The following is a 19,345-nucleotide window of genomic DNA, read 5'->3' as shown; positions in this document are numbered from 1 at the left end:
CACGCGCTGCGGAGCATCCGTGAGACCGGTTAGTGATGAACAAGGAGTGCACCATGAGCGATCGCAAGGAGACAACGCAGGAGCATCGCCTGCGCGAAGGGTACGAACGCATGCTGGCGCGCCTTCAGGAGGGCGCCGACGAGCTGTCATGGGACGCGCTGCAGAAGGATCTCGATGAGGCGGTGGAGTTCGAAGCCGAGTTCGAGGAGTTCACCAAGGATGAGCTGGCGCTGCTGCGCGCCTGGGTCGAGCGCGACCTCAAGGACATGCGCCGCTATCTCGCCGCCGGTGGTAATAGCGTGGCAAGTTGGCTGGGCATCGACCTCACGGTGCTGTCGCGCAAAGTCAGCGAGGCGTTGCTGTCGGTGGCCGATCGCAGCATCGTCGACCGTGAACGGCTCGAGGACGACCTCGAGGCGGCTCAGGCCGACTACTGCGAGGGCGAGATCGCCGCTCCCGGGCGCATGGCCTGCGTGCACTGCGATGCCCAGGTCACCCTCGAGACGGTGACCCGTATCGATCCCTGCCACCAGTGCGGGCATCGCTATTTCGCCCGTGCTTCCGACTGATCAGGCGATCAGGCGATCAGTTGGTCGAGCAGCAGTATGCCGGCCAGCACCGCCAGCGACATGATCGCGGCATACGGGGCGTTGAGGCGCATGGTGCGGTAGCCGCTGACGCCGTAGCGCCCCTGCAGCGAGAGATTGATCCCCGATAACGGCCCCACCGCCGTGCCCACTCCCCATGACGCCAGTGCCACGAAGGCCAGTAGCGTGTAGCGGCTACCCTCGAGGTCGAGCATCGAGGCCAGTGTCGAGACGCCGATGATCGGATGCAGGCCGGCGATGGCGCTGACCACGATCACCGCATAGCTCAACATGGCCTGGGCGGCACCGAAGTGCTCGAACAGCACCCACTCGCCGCCGGTTACGGCGGCAATCAACGTAGACAATCCTTGAGTAAAGAGCCCCGCCGCCAAGAACAGCGAGATCTCGCCGCGCATGCTCGGCAGCCGCCTGCGGGTGTGCTCGACGATGCGTCGCCGGGTCCAGCGCAGCCCCTGGGGGAGGTTGGTTGCCAGCGCTGCGGCCGGCAGCAGAAAGGTGATGATGCTGACGATCGACAGCCTCGGTGTAAGGCCGTAGTGAAACAGCATCACCAGGCTTGCCATGGCGACCGGCATCAGCAGGTTGGCCGGCGACATGGCAAAACCGGGGGTATTGGACAGATCGAATCGGCGATTTAGCTCCACGCTGGTGAATAGCCCCGACAGCACCCCCAGCGGCAGGCCGAAGGCCAGAATCCATAGGAAATTCATCTGCGGCGCCAGGCTCATCACCACCCCCATCGAGGCGAAGAACGGCGACCAGAAGGCCGCGCTGGAGAGCCCCCGATTGAGGGCCAGGATTTGTGGCGGGCTAAGCGGTGCGCTGGCCGGCTGAGGGGGCGGTGGATTAAGCCCGCGCAGCCGGTCCCCCACCATGAATACCGTGGAGAGATTGAGGATCGACCCCAGCAGGTGAACGCTGAACCAGGTGCTGAGCACGCCGCGCCAGCCGGTCAGATGGGTGCCGCTGCGACTGGGGCTTTGACTGCCGATCAGGCTGATGAAGCTGACGCCTACCAGCATCGCCACCACGTAGGTGTTGCCGTCCAGAATCCACGGCCAGGCCACCTCGGCGGCGTAGCCCAGTCGGGCCGCCAGCAGCATGCCGGCGCCCAGCGCGATCAGCACGCCGGCCTGGCGCCGTGAGCGGGTAGGGATGTCGCGCCACAGCAGTACGACCGAGAACCACAGCAGATAGCCCACTGGCAGCGGCGTCACGGCCGCGCCGGTAAATAGCAGGATCTGCCAGATCAGCCCGGCGAGAATAGCGACGCCGGCGATCACCTGACGCAGCGAGGGCGAGTCGGGGCGAGTGGGGGCGGCGGGCGGCGCATCCTGAGCGGACATGAGTATCCTGAGCGAGCGACCTCGCGTAAGGGGAAAGTTAGCATCCTAGGTAAATTGTCGACGAGGCTCAAGCGGGCCTAAGCATGCCGTCCGCGGGTGGGCGGCCGCGAACGTCAGCGCCGACGGTAGGGCAGGTAGCGCAGTGGCAGTACCGGCGCCTCGGGCGACTGCAGGCGATCGCTGCTGGGCGCACAGCCGAAGAAGCGGCGATAGCTGCGTGAAAAATGCTCCAGGGATCCGAAACCGGCGGCACTGGCGACGGACGCCACGCTGAGGTCTGTCTGCTGTAGCAGCCGGTGGGCACGGTTGATGCGCAGCCACAGGTAATAGCGCATCGGCGTCACCCCCAGCTCCTGCTTGAAGCGTCGCTCCAGTTGACGCGTCGAGAGGCCGGCATGGCTGGCCAACTCGGCAGTGCTGAGCGGCGCTTCGATATGGCGGCGCATATGACGCAGTACCCGTCGAATCTGGGCTGACGTCTCGGCATGGTGGAGCGGGTCGGCGGCAAGCTGCTGGCGAGCGCCGTCGCGTTGACGGCGTTCGAGGAGATGATTGCGCAGCTCCTCGAGCAGGGCGGGCTCCACATGGCGCGCCAACCAGGCGAACATCAGGTCGACGATGGCGGTGCCCCCGGCGCAGCTCAGCCGGTCGCGGTCGAGGCAGTAGAGCTCGCTGCTGGTTTCGAGCTGTGGGTAACGCTCGGCAAAGCCCTCGCGGTTGTCCCAGTGCATGGCGACACGATGGCCCTGCATGACCCCGGCGGCGGCGAGCATGTCGCTGCCTACCTCGATGCCACCGAGGTTGGTCCCCGCGGCGGCACAGTGGCGCAGCCACATGGCCAGGCGCGTGTCGTCGCGGTAGCTCTTGGTGGCGAAACTGGCCAGCACCCACACCTCATCCAGCGTATGCGGAGCCGGCCACTCAGGCTCGACGGCCAGCGGCGTGCCATTGGAGGCCATGACGCTCTCCTCCAGCCCCAGCAACTGCCACTCGAAGCGCGGCTCCTGGGCGAGCCAGTTGACGATGAACAGGCTATCCAGAATGGTCCCCAGGCCGGCGAAGGAGAACGCCGGCATCAGCATCAGCTTGAGCCGGTAGGGTGGGGTCGAGGGAGCGCTATCAGGCAGGCCAGGCGTACGCATCAGTGACGATAGTCGGGGGCATCACGGTCGAGGATGCGCAGCAGCGCGGCAAAGTGCTGCTGGGCTGCCCCCTCGGCCATGTAGTCGTCCCACTGTGCCGCCGTCTTGCGCGCCACCGTGTCGCTGACCGGCTTGAGCGGCAGGCCGCTGCCGCGGGCGATCAGATAGGTGCGGCAGGCGCGCTCGAAGTAGTAGAGGCGATCGAACGCCTCGGCGACATCGGCGCCGGTGGTCACCACGCCGTGGTTGCCGAGCAGCAGTACCGAGGCACGGTTGGCCAGCCCGCCGAGGCGTTCGGCCTCGTCGGCGAGGCCCATGCCATCGAAGCCTTGATCGACGTAGAGACGCTCGAAGAAGCGCATGCTGTTCTGCTCCACCGGGGGTAGATGGGGCGATTCCAGGCAGGACAGCGCGGTGGCATAGGGTGCGTGGCTATGCAGGATGCAGCCAATGTGTTCGCCCTGGCGATGCATGGCGCCGTGAATCGCCCAGGCGGTGGGGTCGATGTCCGCCGGCGCTTGCCCGTGGCGATCCACCTCGAGCAGGTCGCTGGCGCGCAGCTCCGAGAAGTGATGACCCAGCGGGTTGATCAGGAAGCGTCGCTCGTCCAGCGCCAGGCTGCAGTGGTTGGCGGTGGCCTCGTGCATGTCGAGACGGGCCATCCAGCGAAAGGCGGCGGCCAGCTGCTGGCGCGGACTGGCATCGAGGATGGGGCGCGACACGTCGTGCTGTTGCATGGAAATCTCCTGTCGGGGACTCAATACTGAATCCAGCGCGTCTTGACGGCCATGTATTTTTGCATACCGGCGAGGGCGTAGTCGCGACCGATGCCCGACTGCTTAACGCCGCCGAAGGTGGTCTGCAGGCTCACGGCATCCACGCCATTGACCGTGACGGTGCCCGCCTGCAGGCGGTCGCACAGACGGTGAGCACGCCCCAGGTCGCGTGTCCACAGCGAGGCCGCCAGGCCATATTCGCTGTCATTGGCCAGGGCCACGGCCTGCTCCTCGTCGTCGAAGGGGGTTACCGTCAAGACCGGGCCGAAGATCTCCTCGCGGAACAGGCGTCGGTCGGGGGTGACGTCGGCAAAGATCGTCGGCGCCACGAACAGCCGTCCGCCGTCTGCCTCGCGGGGCTCGCCTCCGCAGGCCAGCCGCGCTTCGCTGCGACCCAGGCGCAAATAGTCGCAGACCTTGTCGAACTGGGCCTGGCTGACCAGCGGCCCCAGGGTAGTGGCGGGATCGAGCGGATCGCCCAGGGTCAGCGCATTGGCGCGGCGGCAGAGCGCGTCGAGCAATGGCTCGGCCAGCTCGCGCTGCACCAGCAGCCGTGAATGAGCCGAGCAGACCTGGCCGGCATTGGTGAAGATAGCGCCGGCCACGGCATCGGCGACCTCCTCAAGATCGCCTGCGTCTGCGAACACTAGATGCGGACTCTTGCCGCCGCACTCCAGCCACACCGGCTTCATGTTGGACTCGCCGGCATAGACCATGAAGCGCTTGCCGATTTCGCTGGAGCCGGTGAAGCCGATGGCATCGACGTCGGCGTGGCGGCCCAGTGCTTCGCCGGCCTGATGGCCATGCCCGGGCACCACATTGACCACGCCCTGGGGAAGACCCGCGGTTTCGCACAGCTCGGCGAGGCGCAGTGCCGAAAGCGATGACTCCTCGGCGGGTTTGAGTACCACGCTATTGCCGGCGGCCAGCGCCGGCGCCAGCTTGACGCAGGCGTTGTGCAGCGGATAGTTCCAGGGCACGACTGCACCGATCACGCCCAGTGGCTCATGGCGCATGCTGGCCTGCACGCCGGGCGGCGAGGCGGCCAGGGCGTCGTACCATTTGTCCTGCACCTCGGCATACCAGTCGAACAGTCGCGCGGACTCCTCGACATCGTCGAGGGCCTCGTCGATACGTTTGCCGACTTCCAGGCAGTCGAGCAGGGCCAGCGTCGTGGCGTGCTCGCGCAGCCTCGTGGCGATCGCCTGCAAGACTTGGCGACGCCGGGTCGGCGCGGCCTGCGACCAGTCGCCGGCGCTGAAACTGCGACGTGCAGCGGCCACGGCAAGATCGATATCCGCGGCGGTGCCGGCGGCGATGCGTGCGACGGGTGGCCCGCCCATGGGATTGAGGGAGTCGAGCCAGTCGCCGGCCTGGGCCGCCTGGCGCTGGCCGTCGATGAAGGCACGACCGTCGGCTGTCAGCTCGGCGGCGAGACGTTGCCAGTCATGGTGGCTGTGGGGCATGTGGAACTCCACTTAGAGATCGAGAACGAGACGCGGGCCGCGTGGGCGCGACACGCAGGGATAGATCAGGTCGTTGAGGGCCTTCTCGGCGCTGGACTGCACGGCGTCGAGGTGCTCCACCTCGCCATCCAGCAGCGGTGTGGCGCAGGTACCACAAACGCCTTCGCAGCACAGGCGGGGCGGGGCCACGCCGTGCGCCTCCAGGGCGTCGATCAGGGATTGGCCCGGGGCTAGCGTGAAGCGTCTGCCGCTGGCCTCGAGGATCACCTCGCAGCTGTCTTGAGGGGCGTCGCTGGGCACGGTGTCGTTATGGAAGCGCTCCAGACGCAGGCAGCCCGCCGGCCAGTCGGCGGCGAGACACTCCAGCTCGTCGAGCAGCGAGGCGGGGCCGCAGGCATACACGCGGGTGCTGGCACGAGGCGTGTTCACGAGAGTGTCGAGGCGAGTGCGCCCATGCTCGCTGGAGATATGCAGGTGCAGCTTGCCGGGCGGAAACAGCGGTGCCAGCGCTGCGGCGAACAGCGCCTGCCGGCGATGGCGCACCAGATAGTGCAGCTCGCGGCTGGCGCCCAGCGCGTGCAGGCGCCTCGCCATGGCGACCAGCGGGGTGATGCCGATCCCGGCGCCGACCAGGCAGTGGTGAGCGGCGCTCTCGTCGAGGGGAAAGCGATCATGGGGGCCGCTGGCGGTCAGTCGAGTGCCCGGCATGGCGTGCTCGGCGAGCCACGCCGAGCCACCGCGGGAATCGCGCTCGTGGAGCACGGCGATGCGGTAGATCCCGTCGTCGGCACCATCGAGCAGTGAATAGTGGCGCGTCATGCCGTTGGGAAGCGTGAGCGCCAGGTGAGCCCCCGGCGCGGCCGGGGGCAGGGTGGCCCCGTCGCTTGCCGCCAGATCGAGCCGGTAGAGGCGTTCGCCGAGGGCTTGGTGGTGGCGGATTTCCAGGCATAGAGCGTCGTGCATGAGAACCTCAGCGTTGCCGATGTTGCCACTCGGGGTGAATCCAGGTCGCCGCCTCGCTGGGCGGCAAGGGGGGCTTGCCGAGCAGCAGGTCGCTGGCCTTTTCGGCGATCATCACCGTGGGGGCATTGGTATTGCCGCTGACGATGCGCGGCATGATCGAGGCATCGACCACGCGCAGCCCCTCCAGGCCGTGGACACGCAGTTCGGGGTCGACCACCGCCTCGGGATCCTCCGCGGGCCCCATCTTGCAGGTGCCAGCGGCGTGGTAGCCGGTCTCGGTGGTGCGTCGCGCCCAGGCGTCGAGGTCGGCGTCGCTGTCGATATGCGCGCCGGGGGAGATCTCTTCACCGCGCAGGCCATCGAAAGCGGGCTGGGCGATGATCTCGCGCACCAGGCGCACGGCGCTGCGCATATCGGCTCGGTCGCGTTGGCTGGCCAGGTAGTGGAAGACGATCTCCGGCGCCTCGCCCGGATCGGCGCTGCGCAGCCTGACGTGGCCGAGGCTGGTGGGGCGCATCAGGTCGATATGCACCTGGAAGGCGTGCTCGCGCAGCGGTGCCACCGAGCCCGGCGGCACCGCCGCCGACATGAAGGTGAGCTGGATGTCGGGGTGCTCGACCCCGGCGCGGGAACGGATGAAGGCGCCGGCATCGAACTGATTGCTGGCCGCGAGTCCGGTATGGCGGCAGAACCACTGCAAGCCTAGCCACCACTTGCGCGGGGCATGCGTCCAGGGGGCGATGGAGACCGGCTGCTCGGCACGATAGGCGACCACGCTGTCCGGGTGGTCGCTGAGACGCTGGCCGACCCCGGGCAGAGGATGTTGGCAGTCGATGCCATGCGCCGCCAGTGCCTCCTCGGGACCGATCCCGGAGAGCATCAGCAGTTGCGGGGTGTTGATGGCCCCGGCGGCGAGGATCACCTCGCGTGTGGCGGTGGCGTGACGCGTGTCGCCCGCGACGCGATAGCTCACGCCCCGGGCGCAACCGGCGTCGAGCAGCACCCGTTCGACCAGGGCGCCGGTGATCACGCTGAGGTTATTCCGCGACCTGGCGCGGGCCAGATAGCCCCGGGCGGTACTCCAGCGCCGGCCGCGATAGGTGGTGCGATCGACGCGCCCCATGCCTTCCTGGCAGTAGCCGTTGGGATCCTCGGTATAGGGATAGCCGGCCTCTACGCCGGCATTGAGGAAGGCGCACGCCAGGGGATCATGAGGCCGACCGGCGCTGACTCGCAGCGGTCCATCCTCGCCGTGGTAGTCATCGCCGCCCAGCTCGTGGGATTCGGCGCGGCGGAAGTAGGGCAGTACCTCGGCATACCCCCAGCCGGGGCAGCCGCTGGCGGCCCAGTGGTCATAGTCGCGGGCGTGACCGCGAATGTAGACCATGCCGTTGATCGACGACGAGCCGCCCAGGGTCTTGCCACGCGGGGTGGCGATATAGCGATCGTCCAGATAGGGCTCCGGGCCGGAATGATAGTGCCAGTTGAAGCGCGGGCCATCGATGGCCGCGCCCATGGCGGCGGGCATGTCGATGGTCCAGGAGGCGTCACGCGGACCGGCCTCGATCAGCAGTATCCGGTAGCGGCCGTCGGCGCTGAGCCGATCGGCCAGCACGCAGCCGGCCGAGCCGGCGCCGACGATGATGTAGTCGTATGACGCGGGGTCAGTCATGCCAGGGTCTCGCTACGCTGATGGATTCAGTAGGTATTGCGATAACGGTCGGCGGCGTCCTGCTGGCCGTCGGCGCTGGTCACGTTTTCGAGCCAGCCCAACACCACGTCAGGGTTGTCAGCGAGCCATTGGCTGGCCACTTCCTCGAGGGGGATGTCGCGGCGGCTGTAGTCATAGACCCAGGCATCCTGGACGTCGATAGGCAGCACGATCTGCTCGAGCAGACGGGTCAGGTTGGGGTGGCGCTCGACGAAATCGGCGGCGACCACGGTAGACACCGAGCTGGCATCGCCCCACAGATTCTGCGGGTCTTCCAGGTAGCGAATATCGAAGTCGACGTTCATCCAGTGCGGTTCCCAGCCGAGGAAGGCGATCCACTCGTCGTCGGCGATGCTGGTCTCCACCTGCGACATCATGCCGGCCTCGCTGGAGGCCACTACCCGCCAGTCGCTCAGCCCATAGGTGTCGTTGTCGACGGCCTCCTGCATCAGTTCGTTGCCGACGTTGCCGGGTTCGATACCGTAGAAGGTGTGGCTGAAGCGTTCGCCGTGCTCGGCCAGATCGGCCATCGAGCGCACGCCAGCCTCCCAGACGTAGCCGGGTACCGCCAGCTGGAAACGCGCACCTTCGATATTCTCGGTCAGCTCGACCAGCTCACCGGCTTCCAGGCGCGGGTCGAGCATGCCGCCCTGTGAGGGCCGCCATAGCGCCATATTGATATCCAGGTCTCCGCTGGCCATGCCGCCGAGGATGATCGAGGAGCTGGCTTCCTGGAGGGTGGCGTCATAGCCAAGGGTTTCGACCAGTTGGCGGGTGACCTCGGACTTGACCGTTGCGCCGGGCCACTGCGGCGTGGCGAAGCGGATCGTCTCGGCCTGGGCGGCGAGCGGCGCCAGCAGCAGGGCGCTGGCTGTCAAGCGTGACAAGAGGGTAGGCAGTGATGGGCTACGCATGGTCAGGGTCTCCTGGTGTTATCAGTTGTCTTGCGGGGCGATGCTAGAAGCCGCACACACCCCCGCCATCGACGCTGAGAATGGCGCCGTGGGTGAAGCTGGCGCGGGGCGAGGCGAGGTAGAGAATCGCCTCGGCGACCTCGCCAGGCCGTGCCATGCGCCCCATCGGGGCGCGGGCATGGGCGTCGGCCAGATAGCCGGCGGGATCGGGGCTGCGCTGTGCGGCGTGATCGATCATCTCGGTGGCCACGTTGCCGGGGCAGACGCAGTTGAGGCGGATGCGCCCGGCCAGCTCCAGTGCCAGGGCGCGGGTCAGGTTGACCACGGCCGCCTTGGCGCCGGAGTAGACACTGCTGGGGGGATAGCCGATCAGTCCGGCATCGGAGCCGAGGTTGACCACGTTGCCGCCACTCGCCTCGAGTGCCGGAAGCGCCGCCTGAATGGCAAAGAAGGTACCGGCAACGTTGATCTGGTAGTGATCGTCCCAGTGTTGCTGCGTGACCGCTTCGAAGGGCACCTCCTCGAACACCCCGGCACAGTTGATCAGGCAGTCGAGGCCGCCGAGCCGCTCGCAGGCCGTGTCCACCACCCGCTGGCAGCTCGCGCGGTCGCGCAGTTCACTCACCGCCGCCAGGGCCGGGGTGTCACGCTCGGCGTTGAACGCGTCCACCGAGGCCTCGCTGCGTGCGCCGATGGCAACCCGTGCGCCACGCATCAGCAGCAACTCGGCGGTGGCGGCGCCGATGCCGCGAGCGCCGCCGGTGACCAGCACGCGACGGCCGCGGAATTCGCCGTCAGGGGCATCGCTCATAAGCGACTCGCTTCGGGGTGCAGGGCGCGGAATACCAGACGGTGGAAGTGATGCACCAGGTGCTCACTCTCGTTACTGCGCTCGGCATCGATCATGTAGCGCCCCTGGTTGTAGCCCAGCGAGTGCAAGCCCTGCTGCACGGTGACGTTGAGGTCGATGTCCTCCGGGCCGAGCTCATCGTTCATCCACGCGATGCTGGCTCGGGAGACCTCGGAGATCGGCTGCTGGGCGCTGTAGTAGCCGAAACGCAGCAGGCTGCGTTCGCTGTCCAGCGGGATCATCATGAAGGTGCCCAGGCACTGGGTGAACGGGAACTGATAGAAGGTGTTGTGTGGCCAGATGCCAATGTTGAAGAACCCATCACCCGGCTCGGGGGGGCGTGATAGCGGCTTGCCATAGGCCTGGATGGCGTCGGGGTTGGGCGGGGCGCCGTAGGTCCACCAGTGGTCGAACTGACGCAGCCGATAGCCGGCGAAATCGATCAGCGACGCAAGATCGACGTGGCAAGGCCCCGAGAGCTGGAAGTGATAGCCCTCGATGGAGTTGTCCATGATGACCTTCCAGTTGGCGGGGACGATGACATCGTCCTCCTCGACCAGCTGCATCTTGTCGAGATCGGGAATCGCCTCGCGCATGGCCTGGTCGGCACCGGGAAACAGCGTCTGCATCGAGTCCGCATCGGGATCGAAGTTGAAGAACACGCAGTCGGCGAAGACCTCCATGCGCACGGCCGGGATGGCGTGCTGCTGCTTGTCGAAGCCGGCCAGGCGATCGCTGCGCGGGGCGCTGCGTAGCGCGCCGTCCTGGCCGTAGCACCAGGAGTGGTAGGCGCAGCGAATCACGCCCTTGTTGACGCCGCGCGTCTCGTTCAGCAGGCGATTGCCGCGGTGCTGGCAGACGTTGTGGAAGGCGTGGATCTCACCCTGGCGGTCGCGCATCAGAATCACGCTCTGCCGGAAAATATCCCGGACGACGAAGGCGCCGGCTTCGCTGAGCTCGTTGACATGACAGCCGAAGTGCCAGGCCTTCATGAAGATGCGCTCGCGCTCCTCGGCAAAGATGGTTGCGTCGTGGAAGTAGCGGGAGGGCAGGGTGACGGCTGTCTCGGCAGACTGTTCGTCCCACTGCTGGATCGGAATCCGGTCCGTCATGGGTCTGGCTCCTCATGCTGTAACGGTAGCCCTCAGGCTAGGCCGCTACGTCGCAGAGGCATGAGGTTTTACGACACTGCGTTATCAGATATTTGATTATTTAAGACGAATATTTGTCGTTATAAATCAAATTATCGCCACTACAGGGTACCTGCCCGCAAAGGAATTCTGATAAATAGCGACATCAGTAGGTGTTAGGCGTGTCGCCGTGGCCGAATGCGGTGCGTTGGTTATCCAGCAACGCCAACATCGAACGTGCGGCGTTGGAGAGGGTGCGGCTCTTGTGCACCAGGTAGCCCAGCGGCCGCTCGATGGGGCGATGCGCGATATCCAGCACGTGCAGGCTATCGTCGATCAGCGACTCCGGTAGCACGCTCCAGCCCAGGCCAATGCTGACCATCATCTTCAGCGTCTCGAGGTAGTTGGTGGAGAGCGCGACCTTCACCTGCAAGCCGTCGCGGGCGAAGGTGTCGATCACGATGCCGCGGGTGAAGGTCTGCGGTCCGGGCAGCACCGCATCGTGGGCAGAGAGTGACGTCAGCGGCGGCGTGGCATTCTGCGCCAATGGGTGATCGTGGGCGCACACGAAGCGCAGCCTGTCGACCCACACCGGCACCACCATCAACTGCGGGTCAGGTACCGGGGCGAGGGTCACCACGGCGATTTCCAGCTCGCCGTCGAGCACCTCCTGGTAGGCCTGCTCGGAGTCGAGGAAGCGCATGTCCAGGCGCACCTCGGGGTGAGCGCGGGTATAGCGCTTGAGCAGTGGGGGCAGGCGATGCAGCCCGATATGGTGGCTGGTGCCCATGGTCAGGCTGCCGGCCACGTCACCGCTGAGATTGGAAAGCGCACGGCGGCTGTCGTCGACCATTACCAGGATCTGTCGCGCCCGCGGCAGCAGCAGGTGGCCCGCCTCGGTCAGCGACACGCGGCGGTTGATACGGTCGAACAGCCGTGCACCGACTTGCTCCTCGAGGCTGGCGATCCGCTTGCTCACCGCCGGCTGGGTCAGATGCAGCTGCTCGCCGGCCAGCGAGAAGGAGCCATGGTCGGCCACGGCGAGGAAGGCTTGGAGGCTTTGCGTGTCCATGCAATGTATTCCTTGGAGGAATTCAAAGCATAAATAACATGAATTGATTTTATGGGCGACCCGCAGGACACTGCTGGTACGAAATAAGCGCCAAGCCCCAGCGCCACCGTATAGCGGCGCAGGGGACAGGCCGAAGAGGAGGTTCGATGCCATGGGTTCGGAGTACTGCTCCGAACGGGCTGGCCATGGATGGGCAGCACCGGCCCTACAAGCGAAGCAGGACGCGAGAGCGCAGTAGGGCATCGGTAGCGTACAGGGAAGTATTTACAGCGCCTCCTCGCAGGCCTGTCGCCGACAAGCCGCGAGATTAGAACCGTACGTGAGCGACATTATCTAAGACCGACCAGATGATGAGAACAGGGCCCCGAGCCCGGGAGAACGATATGGCAGGCCAGACCCTTTACGACAAGCTGTGGTCGCAGCACCTGGTCAAGGAGCGCGACGACGGCACCGCCTTGATCTACATCGACCGCCAGCTGCTCCACGAAGTGACCTCGCCCCAGGCCTTCGAGGGCCTGCGCTTGGCGAACCGCAAGCCGTGGCGGCTCGACGCCAACCTGGCGACGCCGGACCACAACGTGCCGACCACGGTAATCGAGCGCGCCGAGGGCAATGCTGGGATCAAGGATCCGGTATCGCTGATCCAGGTCCAGACCCTGGATGACAACTGCGCGGCCTTCGGCATCGAGGAGTTCAAGATCAATGACGCCCGCCAGGGCATCGTGCACGTCGTCGGGCCGGAGCAGGGCGCCACTCTGCCGGGCATGACCGTGGTCTGCGGCGACTCGCATACCGCCACCCACGGCGCCTTCGCGGCCCTCGCCCACGGCATCGGCACCTCCGAAGTGGAGCACGTGCTGGCCACCCAGTGCCTGCTGGCGCAGAAGATGAAAAACATGCAGGTGCGCGTCGAAGGCGAGCTCGGCACTGGCGTCACCGCCAAGGACGTGGTGCTGGCGATCATCGGCAGGATCGGCACCGCCGGCGGTACCGGCTACGCCATCGAGTTCGCCGGCAGCGCGATCCAGAGCCTCTCCATGGAAGGCCGCATGACGGTCTGCAACATGGCCATCGAGGCCGGTGCCCGGGTCGGTCTGATCGCCGTCGACGACACCACCATCGACTACCTTGCCGAGCGCCCCTACGCGCCGACCGCCGAGCAGTGGGACGCCGCCGTCGCCGACTGGCGCAATCTCGTCTCCGACGCCGATGCCGCCTTCGACAAGGTGGTGGAAATCGATGCCGCCTCCATCGAACCCCAGGTCAGCTGGGGCACCAGCCCCGAGATGGTCACCGGTATCTCCGGCGAAGTGCCGGACCCGGCGGACGCCGCCGACGACACCGTCCAGCGCAGCTACACCCGGGCGCTGGAGTACATGGGCCTGGCGCCCAAGCAGAAGATCACCGATATCCGCCTCGACAAGGTGTTCATCGGCTCCTGCACCAACTCGCGCATCGAGGACCTGCGCGAAGCGGCCAAGGTCGCCAAGGGCAAGAAGGTGGCGAGCTCCATCCAGTTGGCCATGGTGGTACCCGGCTCGGGGCTGGTGAAGCGCCAGGCCGAAGCAGAAGGGCTCGACAAGATCTTCACCGAGGCCGGCTTCGAATGGCGCGAACCGGGCTGCTCGATGTGCCTGGCGATGAACGCCGACAAGCTCGGCGCCGGTGAACACTGCGCCTCGACCTCCAACCGCAACTTCGAGGGGCGCCAGGGCTACGGCGGCCGTACCCATCTCGTCAGCCCGGCGATGGCTGCCGCCGCCGCCATCGCCGGCCACTTCGTCGACGTGCGTCAGCTCGACGCCCAACCTACCGCACAGGAGGCCTGAGCCATGAGACAGTTCGAACGTGAGCAGGGCCTGGTTGCGCCGTTGGACCGCGCCAACGTCGATACCGACCTGATCATTCCCAAGCAGTTTCTCAAGTCGATTAAGCGTACAGGCTTCGGCGTCAATCTGTTCGACGAGCTGCGCTACCTCGATGAGGGCTACCCGGGCCAGGATGCCAGTCAGCGTCCGCTCAACCCCGATTTCGTGCTCAACCAGCCGCGTTATCAGGGTGCCAGCGTGCTGCTGGCACGGCGCAACTTCGGCTGCGGCAGCTCCCGCGAGCACGCCCCCTGGGCGCTCGAGGACTTCGGCTTCCGGGTGGTGATCGCGCCGAGCTTCGCCGACATCTTCTACAACAACGCCTTCAAGAACGGGATCCTGCTGGTGCCCCTCGACGAGGACACCGTGGATCGGCTGTTCAAGGCGGTAGAGGCCAACGAGGGCTATCGCCTCGATGTCGACCTCGAGAACCAGCGGGTGACCACCCCGGAAGGCGAGATCATCGAGTTTGAGGTCGACGCCTTCCGCAAGCACTGCCTGCTCAACGGCCTCGACGATATTGGCATCACCCTGCAGGACGAGGATGCCATTCGCGCCTTCGAGGAGAAGCACCGCGTCGCGCGGCCGTGGCTGTTCCGCGACAAGGCCCCGGCCTGAGGCTTTAAAACCGCTGCGTTGGTGGCCGCGAGGCTGATCCGGCGGCAGGCTCATATGAGATTGAAGGGCGTAGGGGATAGGTCGAAGAGGAGGTTTGCGCCATGGGTTCGGAGCACTGCTCCGAACGGGCTGGCCATGGATGGCCAGCCCCGGTCCTGCAAGCGGAGCAGGATGCGAGAGCGCAGCAGGGCGCAAGGTAGCGCCCAGGGATGGGTTCACAGCGCCTCCTCGCAGGCCTATCGCTGTACAGCCCGCCACCATTTGTTTGGAAATGGCGGCTGACAAGGATTGAGAAACATATGACACGCAAGATTCTGGTTCTCCCGGGCGACGGTATCGGCCCGGAAATCACTGCCCAGGCCAGCCGCGTGCTGGCCGCCTGCCAGGCCCGCGGCCTGGACGTCGAGGTCGAGGAAGCGCTGGTCGGCGGCACCGCCTATGATGCCCACGGCGAGCCGCTGCCCGCCGAGACCCTGGCCAAGGCCGAAGGTGCCCGCGCGATTCTGCTCGGCGCCGTGGGTGGCCCCCAGTGGGACACCATCGAGGACCTAAGTAAACGCCCCGAGAAGGGCCTGCTTGGCCTGCGCAAGAACCTCGGCCTGTTCGGCAACCTGCGTCCGGCGATCCTCTACCCGCAGCTCGCCGAGGCCTCCAGCCTCAAGCCCGACGTAGTGTCGGGGCTCGACATCATGATCGTGCGCGAGCTCACCGGCGGCATCTACTTCGGCCAGCCGCGCGGCATCGAGGAGCGTGACGGCGAGCGGGTCGGCTACAACACCTACGTCTACTCCGAGAGCGAGATCGAGCGCATCGGCCGGGTCGCCTTCGAGATGGCCCAGAAGCGTGGCAAGAAGCTGTGCAGCGTCGACAAGGCCAACGTGCTCGAGGTCACCATCCTGTGGCGTGAGGTCATGGAGCGGCTGGCGCCGGAGTATCCCGACGTCGAGTTGTCGCACATGTACGTCGACAACGCCGCCATGCAGCTGGTGCGTGCGCCCAAGCAGTTCGACGTGATCGTCACCGGCAACATGTTCGGCGATATCCTCTCCGATGCCGCGGCGATGCTCACTGGCTCCATCGGCATGCTGCCCTCGGCCTCGCTCAATCAGAGCGGGCAGGGCATGTACGAACCGTGCCACGGCAGCGCCCCGGACATTGCTGGGCAGAACATCGCCAACCCGCTGGCGACGATTCTCTCGGTGGCGATGATGCTGCGCTACTCGCTGGACGAGCCGGCCCTGGCCGAGCGTATCGAAGCGGCGGTGGGCAAGGTGCTCGACGACGGCCTACGCACCGCCGATATCGCCTACCCCGGCACTCGCCAGGTCTCCACCAGCGAGATGGGTGACGCTGTGCTGGCGGCGTTCGAGGCCCTGTAGCGCCAAGCTGTAAGCGCCCAGCACCAAGCTTTAGAGCGACGGGCAGCCAGTCTAGCGATTGATACCGTCACAAGTGGCGATACCATCCTGCGGCGCTCGGCGCTCGGCGCTCGGCGCTCGGCGCTCGGCGCTCGGCGCTCGGCGCTCGGCGCTGATTCATGTATAATATTGGCCTCATTTGATTTCTGGAGGACTTCACATGTTGAAAGTCGGTTTCGTCGGATGGCGCGGCATGGTGGGCTCGGTGCTCATGCAGCGCATGGTGGATGATGGAGATTTCAACGGCATCGAGCCGGTCTTCTTCACCACCTCCCAGGTCGGCAAGCCCGGCCCCGACATCGGCGTCGACGTGCCTCCCCTCAAGGACGCCTTCGACCAGAACGAGCTCAAGGCCCTCGACGTGGTGGTCACCTGCCAGGGCGGCGACTACACCAAAGAGGTCTACCAGGACCTGCGCCAGGCAGGCTGGAAAGGCTACTGGATCGACGCTGCCAGCACCCTGCGCATGGCTGACGATGCCACCATCGTCCTCGACCCGGTCAACCGTGGCGTGATCGACGCCCAACTGGCCAATGGCGCCAAGACCTTCGTTGGCGGCAACTGCACCGTCAGCCTGATGCTGATGGGCCTGGGCGGTTTGTTCGAGGCCGACATGGTCGAATGGATGACCTCCATGACCTACCAGGCGGCCTCCGGCTCCGGCGCCAAGCACATGCGTGAACTGCTCAACCAGATGGGCAGCCTGCGTGACAGCGTCGCCGACGAGCTGGCCGACCCGTCCAGTGCGATCCTCGACATCGACCGCAAGGTCACCGCGGCGATGCGCTCGGGCGACTTCCCGACCGACAACTTCGGCGCGCCGCTGGCCGGCAGCCTGCTGCCGTGGATCGACACCAAACTCGACAACGGTCAGAGCAAGGAAGAGTGGAAGGGCAGCGTCGAGACCAACAAGATCCTCGGCCTCGACAATAACCCGATCCCCATCGACGGCCTGTGCGTGCGTATCGGTGCGATGCGTTCACACAGTCAGGCGTTCACCATCAAGCTCAAGCGCGACGTGCCGCTAGACGAGATCGAGGATCGCCTGGCCAAGCACAACGAATGGGTGAAGGTGATTGCTAACGACAAGGACGCCACCATCGATGGGCTGACGCCAGCTGCGGTGACCGGCACCATGCAGGTGCCCGTAGGACGCCTGCGCAAGCTGGCCATGGGCGGTGAATACCTGTCCGCCTTCAGCGTCGGCGACCAGCTGCTGTGGGGCGCCGCCGAGCCGCTCAAGCGCATGCTCAAGATCCTGCGCGAGCAATAAGCGCTCCCTCCTGTGCGTCATGACGCCTCCCTCCGGGGAGGCGTCGTCTTGTCAGCGGGATGAAAACTGGCATACGTTGAATAATCAGGCTTGTCAGGCGCTGCCTGATGCTTTCTGCTGAGACAAAACGATGCGTTAGCGCCAATGCTGCTCCAGATCGCAGGGTCAATCAAAAAAATGAACCGCAAGCTCCCACTGGTCATCGCACTGACGCTCACGGCAGCAACCAGCTCGCCGCTTCTGGCACTCGGGGTGGGTGAGGTTGAGGTGCACTCGCGTCTCAGCGCACCGCTGCGTGCAACGCTGCCGCTAACCGACGTCGATGGCGTCGACCCCCGGCGCATGCGAGTGTCGCTGGCCGATGAAGCAGCCTTCGAACAGGCCGGTTTGAGCCGCGACCTGCTGGCGCGTGGTATCGACTTCAGCATCGAGCGCCAGGCCGGTGAGCTGGTGGTGGCAATGCGCTCCGAGCAGCCGGTGCGCGATCCCTTCCTCGATCTGCTGCTGGATATCGACTGGCCTGACGGCCGCGTGCTGCGCCAGGTCACGCTGCTGTTCGACCCACCCGGCTACGAAGACAGCCCGGTGCTGGTGGCAGGGGCTTCCGTCGAGGCAACTGCAGCCAGTGCCCCGCCCCCGATCTCGCCGCCCGCTGAGCCCCCCACCCAGTCGTCCACGGCCTCGGCTGCCAGTCGCAGCAGCGATCCTGCGGTAGTGCGAAGCGGAGATACCCTATGGGCAATCGCCTCGCGGCTGCGCCCCGGCGACGATATCGACATCAACCAGATGATGCTGGCACTTGTCGAGGCCAACCCCGATGCTTTCCCTTCTGGAAACATCAACTCGATGCGCGCCGGCGTGACCCTCAACGTGCCCTCTCGCCAGGCGATCACCCGACGCTCCCCCAGCGACGCCAGCGCGCTGGTGCAGACCCAGAACCAGGCCTGGGCGGCTCGCCAGAGCGACGGCGGTGCCGCGGTGGCCGCGAGTGCGTTGTCGGCGCCGGCCGCGGCAGGCCCAACTGACGCTGGGGTCGAGCCTGCTGCGGTGGCCGAGGTTACCGAGCCTGACGAAACGGCCGACAGCGCCGATGTTGCCGACAGTGGAGTGGCTGCGGAGACCCCGCGGCTGACGCTGCTCAGCGACGAAGAGCTGGCCGCCGAGCAGCAGGCGACTGACGTCGAGGAGATGGTGCTGGACGACGCGGCCCAGATGGCTGGCCTGGCCGTGGCCGGCGACGCTGAGACAGGGCAGGACGGCGGCGATGGTCCGGCCAGCGGCGAGGCCTCCCACGGCAGCGCCGATCAGGATGAGCGCCTGCTGCGCGTGGAAAACGAGCTGCTGGCCAGCCAGCAGGCACTCAGCAACGTCGAGGTCGAGCGTGACCAGCTGCAGCAGGAGATGCGCGAGATGCGCGATGAACTCGCGGCCATGCGCGAGCAGCTGGCGCAGCTGAGTGCCGGCGGGACGCCCAGCGAGGTGGCCGGTGCCGGCGGCGTCACGCCGCCGACGGCAAGCCCCGCGCCGGAGCCCGAGCCCTGGTGGGGGGCGCTGTGGCAGCAAGTGCGCGACGGTAGCCTGACCGTGGCCGGCTTGGCCCTGGCGGCCCTGCTGGCACTATGGGCGCTGGTGCGCCGCCGGCGCGAAGGCGGCAGTGCGCCGCGGGCGGGGCAGCGCTACGTCGACGGCGCGGCGGTGATGCCCAGCCTCTATGCGCAGAGTCACGTTCAAGCCGCTGCCCCCGAGGCGCCGGCGGTGGGCGCAACGCCCGAGGAGCCACCCGTTGCACGGCCGATGCCTCAGGCTGAGGCGATCAGCGAGGCCGATATCTTCATGGCCTACGGCCGCTATGATCAGGCCCGCGAGCTGCTCGAGACGAGCCTCGACGAGCAGCCCGAGCGCCACGATCTGCGCCTCAAGCTGCTCACGGTTCACGTCGAACAGGGCGATTGGGGGGCGGCCGAGCGCGAGGCCGAGGCACTGCGCGGCGTCGACGATCCGGCGCTCAAGGCCGACGTCGAGCGGCTGATGGCACGCCGCCAGCGACTCGATGACGTCGCCATGGCCGAGGAGCCGACGCAGGTCGATCCTCCTGCCGAGCCCGAGCCCGAGCCCGAGCCCGAGCCCGAGCCCGAGCCCGAGCCCGAGCCCGAGCCCGAGCCCGAGCCCGAGCCCGAGCCCGAGCCCGAG

General features: G+C 66.5%; 16 protein-coding genes. 6 read left to right on the top strand and 10 right to left on the bottom strand.

Annotated features, from left to right (window positions below):
* Positions 1–53: 53 nt before the first annotated feature.
* Positions 54–569 (top strand): zinc ribbon-containing protein, encoded by a 516-nt coding sequence (locus tag BLT16_RS18180; protein ID WP_089660164.1) that lies wholly within the window; start codon positions 54–56, stop codon positions 567–569.
* Between the two features lie 8 nt (positions 570–577).
* On the opposite strand, the gene BLT16_RS18175 is transcribed toward BLT16_RS18180, so the two are convergent.
* From BLT16_RS18175 to BLT16_RS18130, 10 genes are all read right to left on the bottom strand, one after another.
* Positions 578–1,954, bottom strand: a complete 1,377-nt coding sequence (locus BLT16_RS18175; protein WP_089660162.1) for a hypothetical protein — start codon at positions 1,952–1,954, stop codon at positions 578–580.
* Positions 1,955–2,067: 113 nt separating this feature from the next.
* Entirely contained in the window at positions 2,068–3,096 is a 1,029-nt protein-coding gene (locus BLT16_RS18170; protein ID WP_089660160.1) for a GlxA family transcriptional regulator, read from the bottom strand.
* A complete protein-coding gene (locus BLT16_RS18165; RefSeq protein WP_089660158.1) occupies positions 3,096–3,833 on the bottom strand; it encodes a class II aldolase/adducin family protein in 738 nt (245 codons plus the stop codon). The genes BLT16_RS18170 and BLT16_RS18165 overlap by 1 nt, the downstream gene beginning before the upstream one ends.
* Before the next feature lie 20 nt (positions 3,834–3,853).
* A complete protein-coding gene (locus BLT16_RS18160) occupies positions 3,854–5,338 on the bottom strand; it encodes an aldehyde dehydrogenase (RefSeq protein WP_089660156.1) in 1,485 nt (494 codons plus the stop codon).
* Positions 5,339–5,350: 12 nt separating this feature from the next.
* Complete coding sequence (locus BLT16_RS18155) at positions 5,351–6,301, bottom strand: PDR/VanB family oxidoreductase (RefSeq protein WP_089660154.1); 951 nt, start codon at positions 6,299–6,301, stop codon at positions 5,351–5,353.
* A gap of 7 nt (positions 6,302–6,308) precedes the next feature.
* Positions 6,309–7,973 (bottom strand): choline dehydrogenase, encoded by a 1,665-nt coding sequence (locus BLT16_RS18150; RefSeq protein WP_089660151.1) that lies wholly within the window; start codon positions 7,971–7,973, stop codon positions 6,309–6,311.
* 26 nt (positions 7,974–7,999) lie between these two features.
* Complete coding sequence (locus tag BLT16_RS18145; protein WP_089660150.1) at positions 8,000–8,926, bottom strand: ABC transporter substrate-binding protein; 927 nt, start codon at positions 8,924–8,926, stop codon at positions 8,000–8,002.
* Positions 8,927–8,969: 43 nt separating this feature from the next.
* Positions 8,970–9,737, bottom strand: a complete 768-nt coding sequence (locus tag BLT16_RS18140) for an SDR family NAD(P)-dependent oxidoreductase (protein WP_089660148.1) — start codon at positions 9,735–9,737, stop codon at positions 8,970–8,972.
* Positions 9,734–10,888 carry an aromatic ring-hydroxylating oxygenase subunit alpha gene (locus tag BLT16_RS18135; RefSeq protein ID WP_089660146.1) on the bottom strand — a complete coding sequence of 385 codons (1,155 nt, stop codon included), beginning with the start codon at positions 10,886–10,888 and terminating at the stop codon, positions 9,734–9,736. Before BLT16_RS18135 ends, BLT16_RS18140 begins: the two co-directional genes overlap by 4 nt.
* Before the next feature lie 184 nt (positions 10,889–11,072).
* Positions 11,073–11,978, bottom strand: a complete 906-nt coding sequence (locus tag BLT16_RS18130) for a LysR family transcriptional regulator (RefSeq protein ID WP_089660144.1) — start codon at positions 11,976–11,978, stop codon at positions 11,073–11,075.
* A 383-nt stretch (positions 11,979–12,361) separates the two neighbouring features.
* On the opposite strand from BLT16_RS18130, the gene leuC reads away from it, so the two are divergent.
* The 5 genes from leuC to BLT16_RS18105 all read left to right on the top strand — a co-directional run.
* Positions 12,362–13,807: a 3-isopropylmalate dehydratase large subunit gene (gene leuC, locus BLT16_RS18125; RefSeq protein ID WP_089660142.1), complete on the top strand. Its 1,446-nt coding sequence runs from the start codon at positions 12,362–12,364 to the stop codon at positions 13,805–13,807.
* A gap of 3 nt (positions 13,808–13,810) precedes the next feature.
* Positions 13,811–14,464, top strand: a complete 654-nt coding sequence (gene leuD / locus BLT16_RS18120; protein WP_089660140.1) for a 3-isopropylmalate dehydratase small subunit — start codon at positions 13,811–13,813, stop codon at positions 14,462–14,464.
* A gap of 299 nt (positions 14,465–14,763) precedes the next feature.
* Positions 14,764–15,843, top strand: a complete 1,080-nt coding sequence (gene leuB / locus BLT16_RS18115; protein ID WP_089660138.1) for a 3-isopropylmalate dehydrogenase — start codon at positions 14,764–14,766, stop codon at positions 15,841–15,843.
* Positions 15,844–16,042: 199 nt separating this feature from the next.
* Positions 16,043–17,155, top strand: a complete 1,113-nt coding sequence (gene asd / locus BLT16_RS18110) for an aspartate-semialdehyde dehydrogenase (protein ID WP_089660136.1) — start codon at positions 16,043–16,045, stop codon at positions 17,153–17,155.
* A 177-nt stretch (positions 17,156–17,332) separates the two neighbouring features.
* A partial coding sequence (locus BLT16_RS18105; RefSeq protein WP_176817272.1) for a type IV pilus assembly protein FimV occupies positions 17,333–19,345 on the top strand: 2,013 nt, incomplete at its 3' end.

Source organism: Franzmannia pantelleriensis (assembly GCF_900102875.1).
Lineage (GTDB): Bacteria > Pseudomonadota > Gammaproteobacteria > Pseudomonadales > Halomonadaceae > Franzmannia > Franzmannia pantelleriensis.
Note: the sequence above shows the minus strand (reverse complement) of the source record. Positions and strands in the feature narration are given on the sequence as shown.

Excerpts from the sequence above, each read along its gene's own strand:
- BLT16_RS18130 (WP_089660144.1), bottom strand. The coding sequence starts at position 11,978 with ATGGACACGCAAAGCCTCCAAGCCTTCCTCGCCGTGGCCGACCATGGC.
- leuD (WP_089660140.1), top strand. The coding sequence starts at position 13,811 with ATGAGACAGTTCGAACGTGAGCAGGGCCTGGTTGCGCCGTTGGACCGC.
- asd (WP_089660136.1), top strand. The coding sequence starts at position 16,043 with ATGTTGAAAGTCGGTTTCGTCGGATGGCGCGGCATGGTGGGCTCGGTG.
- BLT16_RS18180 (WP_089660164.1), top strand. The coding sequence starts at position 54 with ATGAGCGATCGCAAGGAGACAACGCAGGAGCATCGCCTGCGCGAAGGG.
- BLT16_RS18155 (WP_089660154.1), bottom strand. The coding sequence starts at position 6,301 with ATGCACGACGCTCTATGCCTGGAAATCCGCCACCACCAAGCCCTCGGC.
- BLT16_RS18160 (WP_089660156.1), bottom strand. The coding sequence starts at position 5,338 with ATGCCCCACAGCCACCATGACTGGCAACGTCTCGCCGCCGAGCTGACA.
- BLT16_RS18140 (WP_089660148.1), bottom strand. The coding sequence starts at position 9,737 with ATGAGCGATGCCCCTGACGGCGAATTCCGCGGCCGTCGCGTGCTGGTC.
- BLT16_RS18175 (WP_089660162.1), bottom strand. The coding sequence starts at position 1,954 with ATGTCCGCTCAGGATGCGCCGCCCGCCGCCCCCACTCGCCCCGACTCG.
- BLT16_RS18135 (WP_089660146.1), bottom strand. The coding sequence starts at position 10,888 with ATGACGGACCGGATTCCGATCCAGCAGTGGGACGAACAGTCTGCCGAG.
- BLT16_RS18145 (WP_089660150.1), bottom strand. The coding sequence starts at position 8,926 with ATGCGTAGCCCATCACTGCCTACCCTCTTGTCACGCTTGACAGCCAGC.
- BLT16_RS18165 (WP_089660158.1), bottom strand. The coding sequence starts at position 3,833 with ATGCAACAGCACGACGTGTCGCGCCCCATCCTCGATGCCAGTCCGCGC.
- leuC (WP_089660142.1), top strand. The coding sequence starts at position 12,362 with ATGGCAGGCCAGACCCTTTACGACAAGCTGTGGTCGCAGCACCTGGTC.
- leuB (WP_089660138.1), top strand. The coding sequence starts at position 14,764 with ATGACACGCAAGATTCTGGTTCTCCCGGGCGACGGTATCGGCCCGGAA.
- BLT16_RS18170 (WP_089660160.1), bottom strand. The coding sequence starts at position 3,096 with ATGCGTACGCCTGGCCTGCCTGATAGCGCTCCCTCGACCCCACCCTAC.
- BLT16_RS18150 (WP_089660151.1), bottom strand. The coding sequence starts at position 7,973 with ATGACTGACCCCGCGTCATACGACTACATCATCGTCGGCGCCGGCTCG.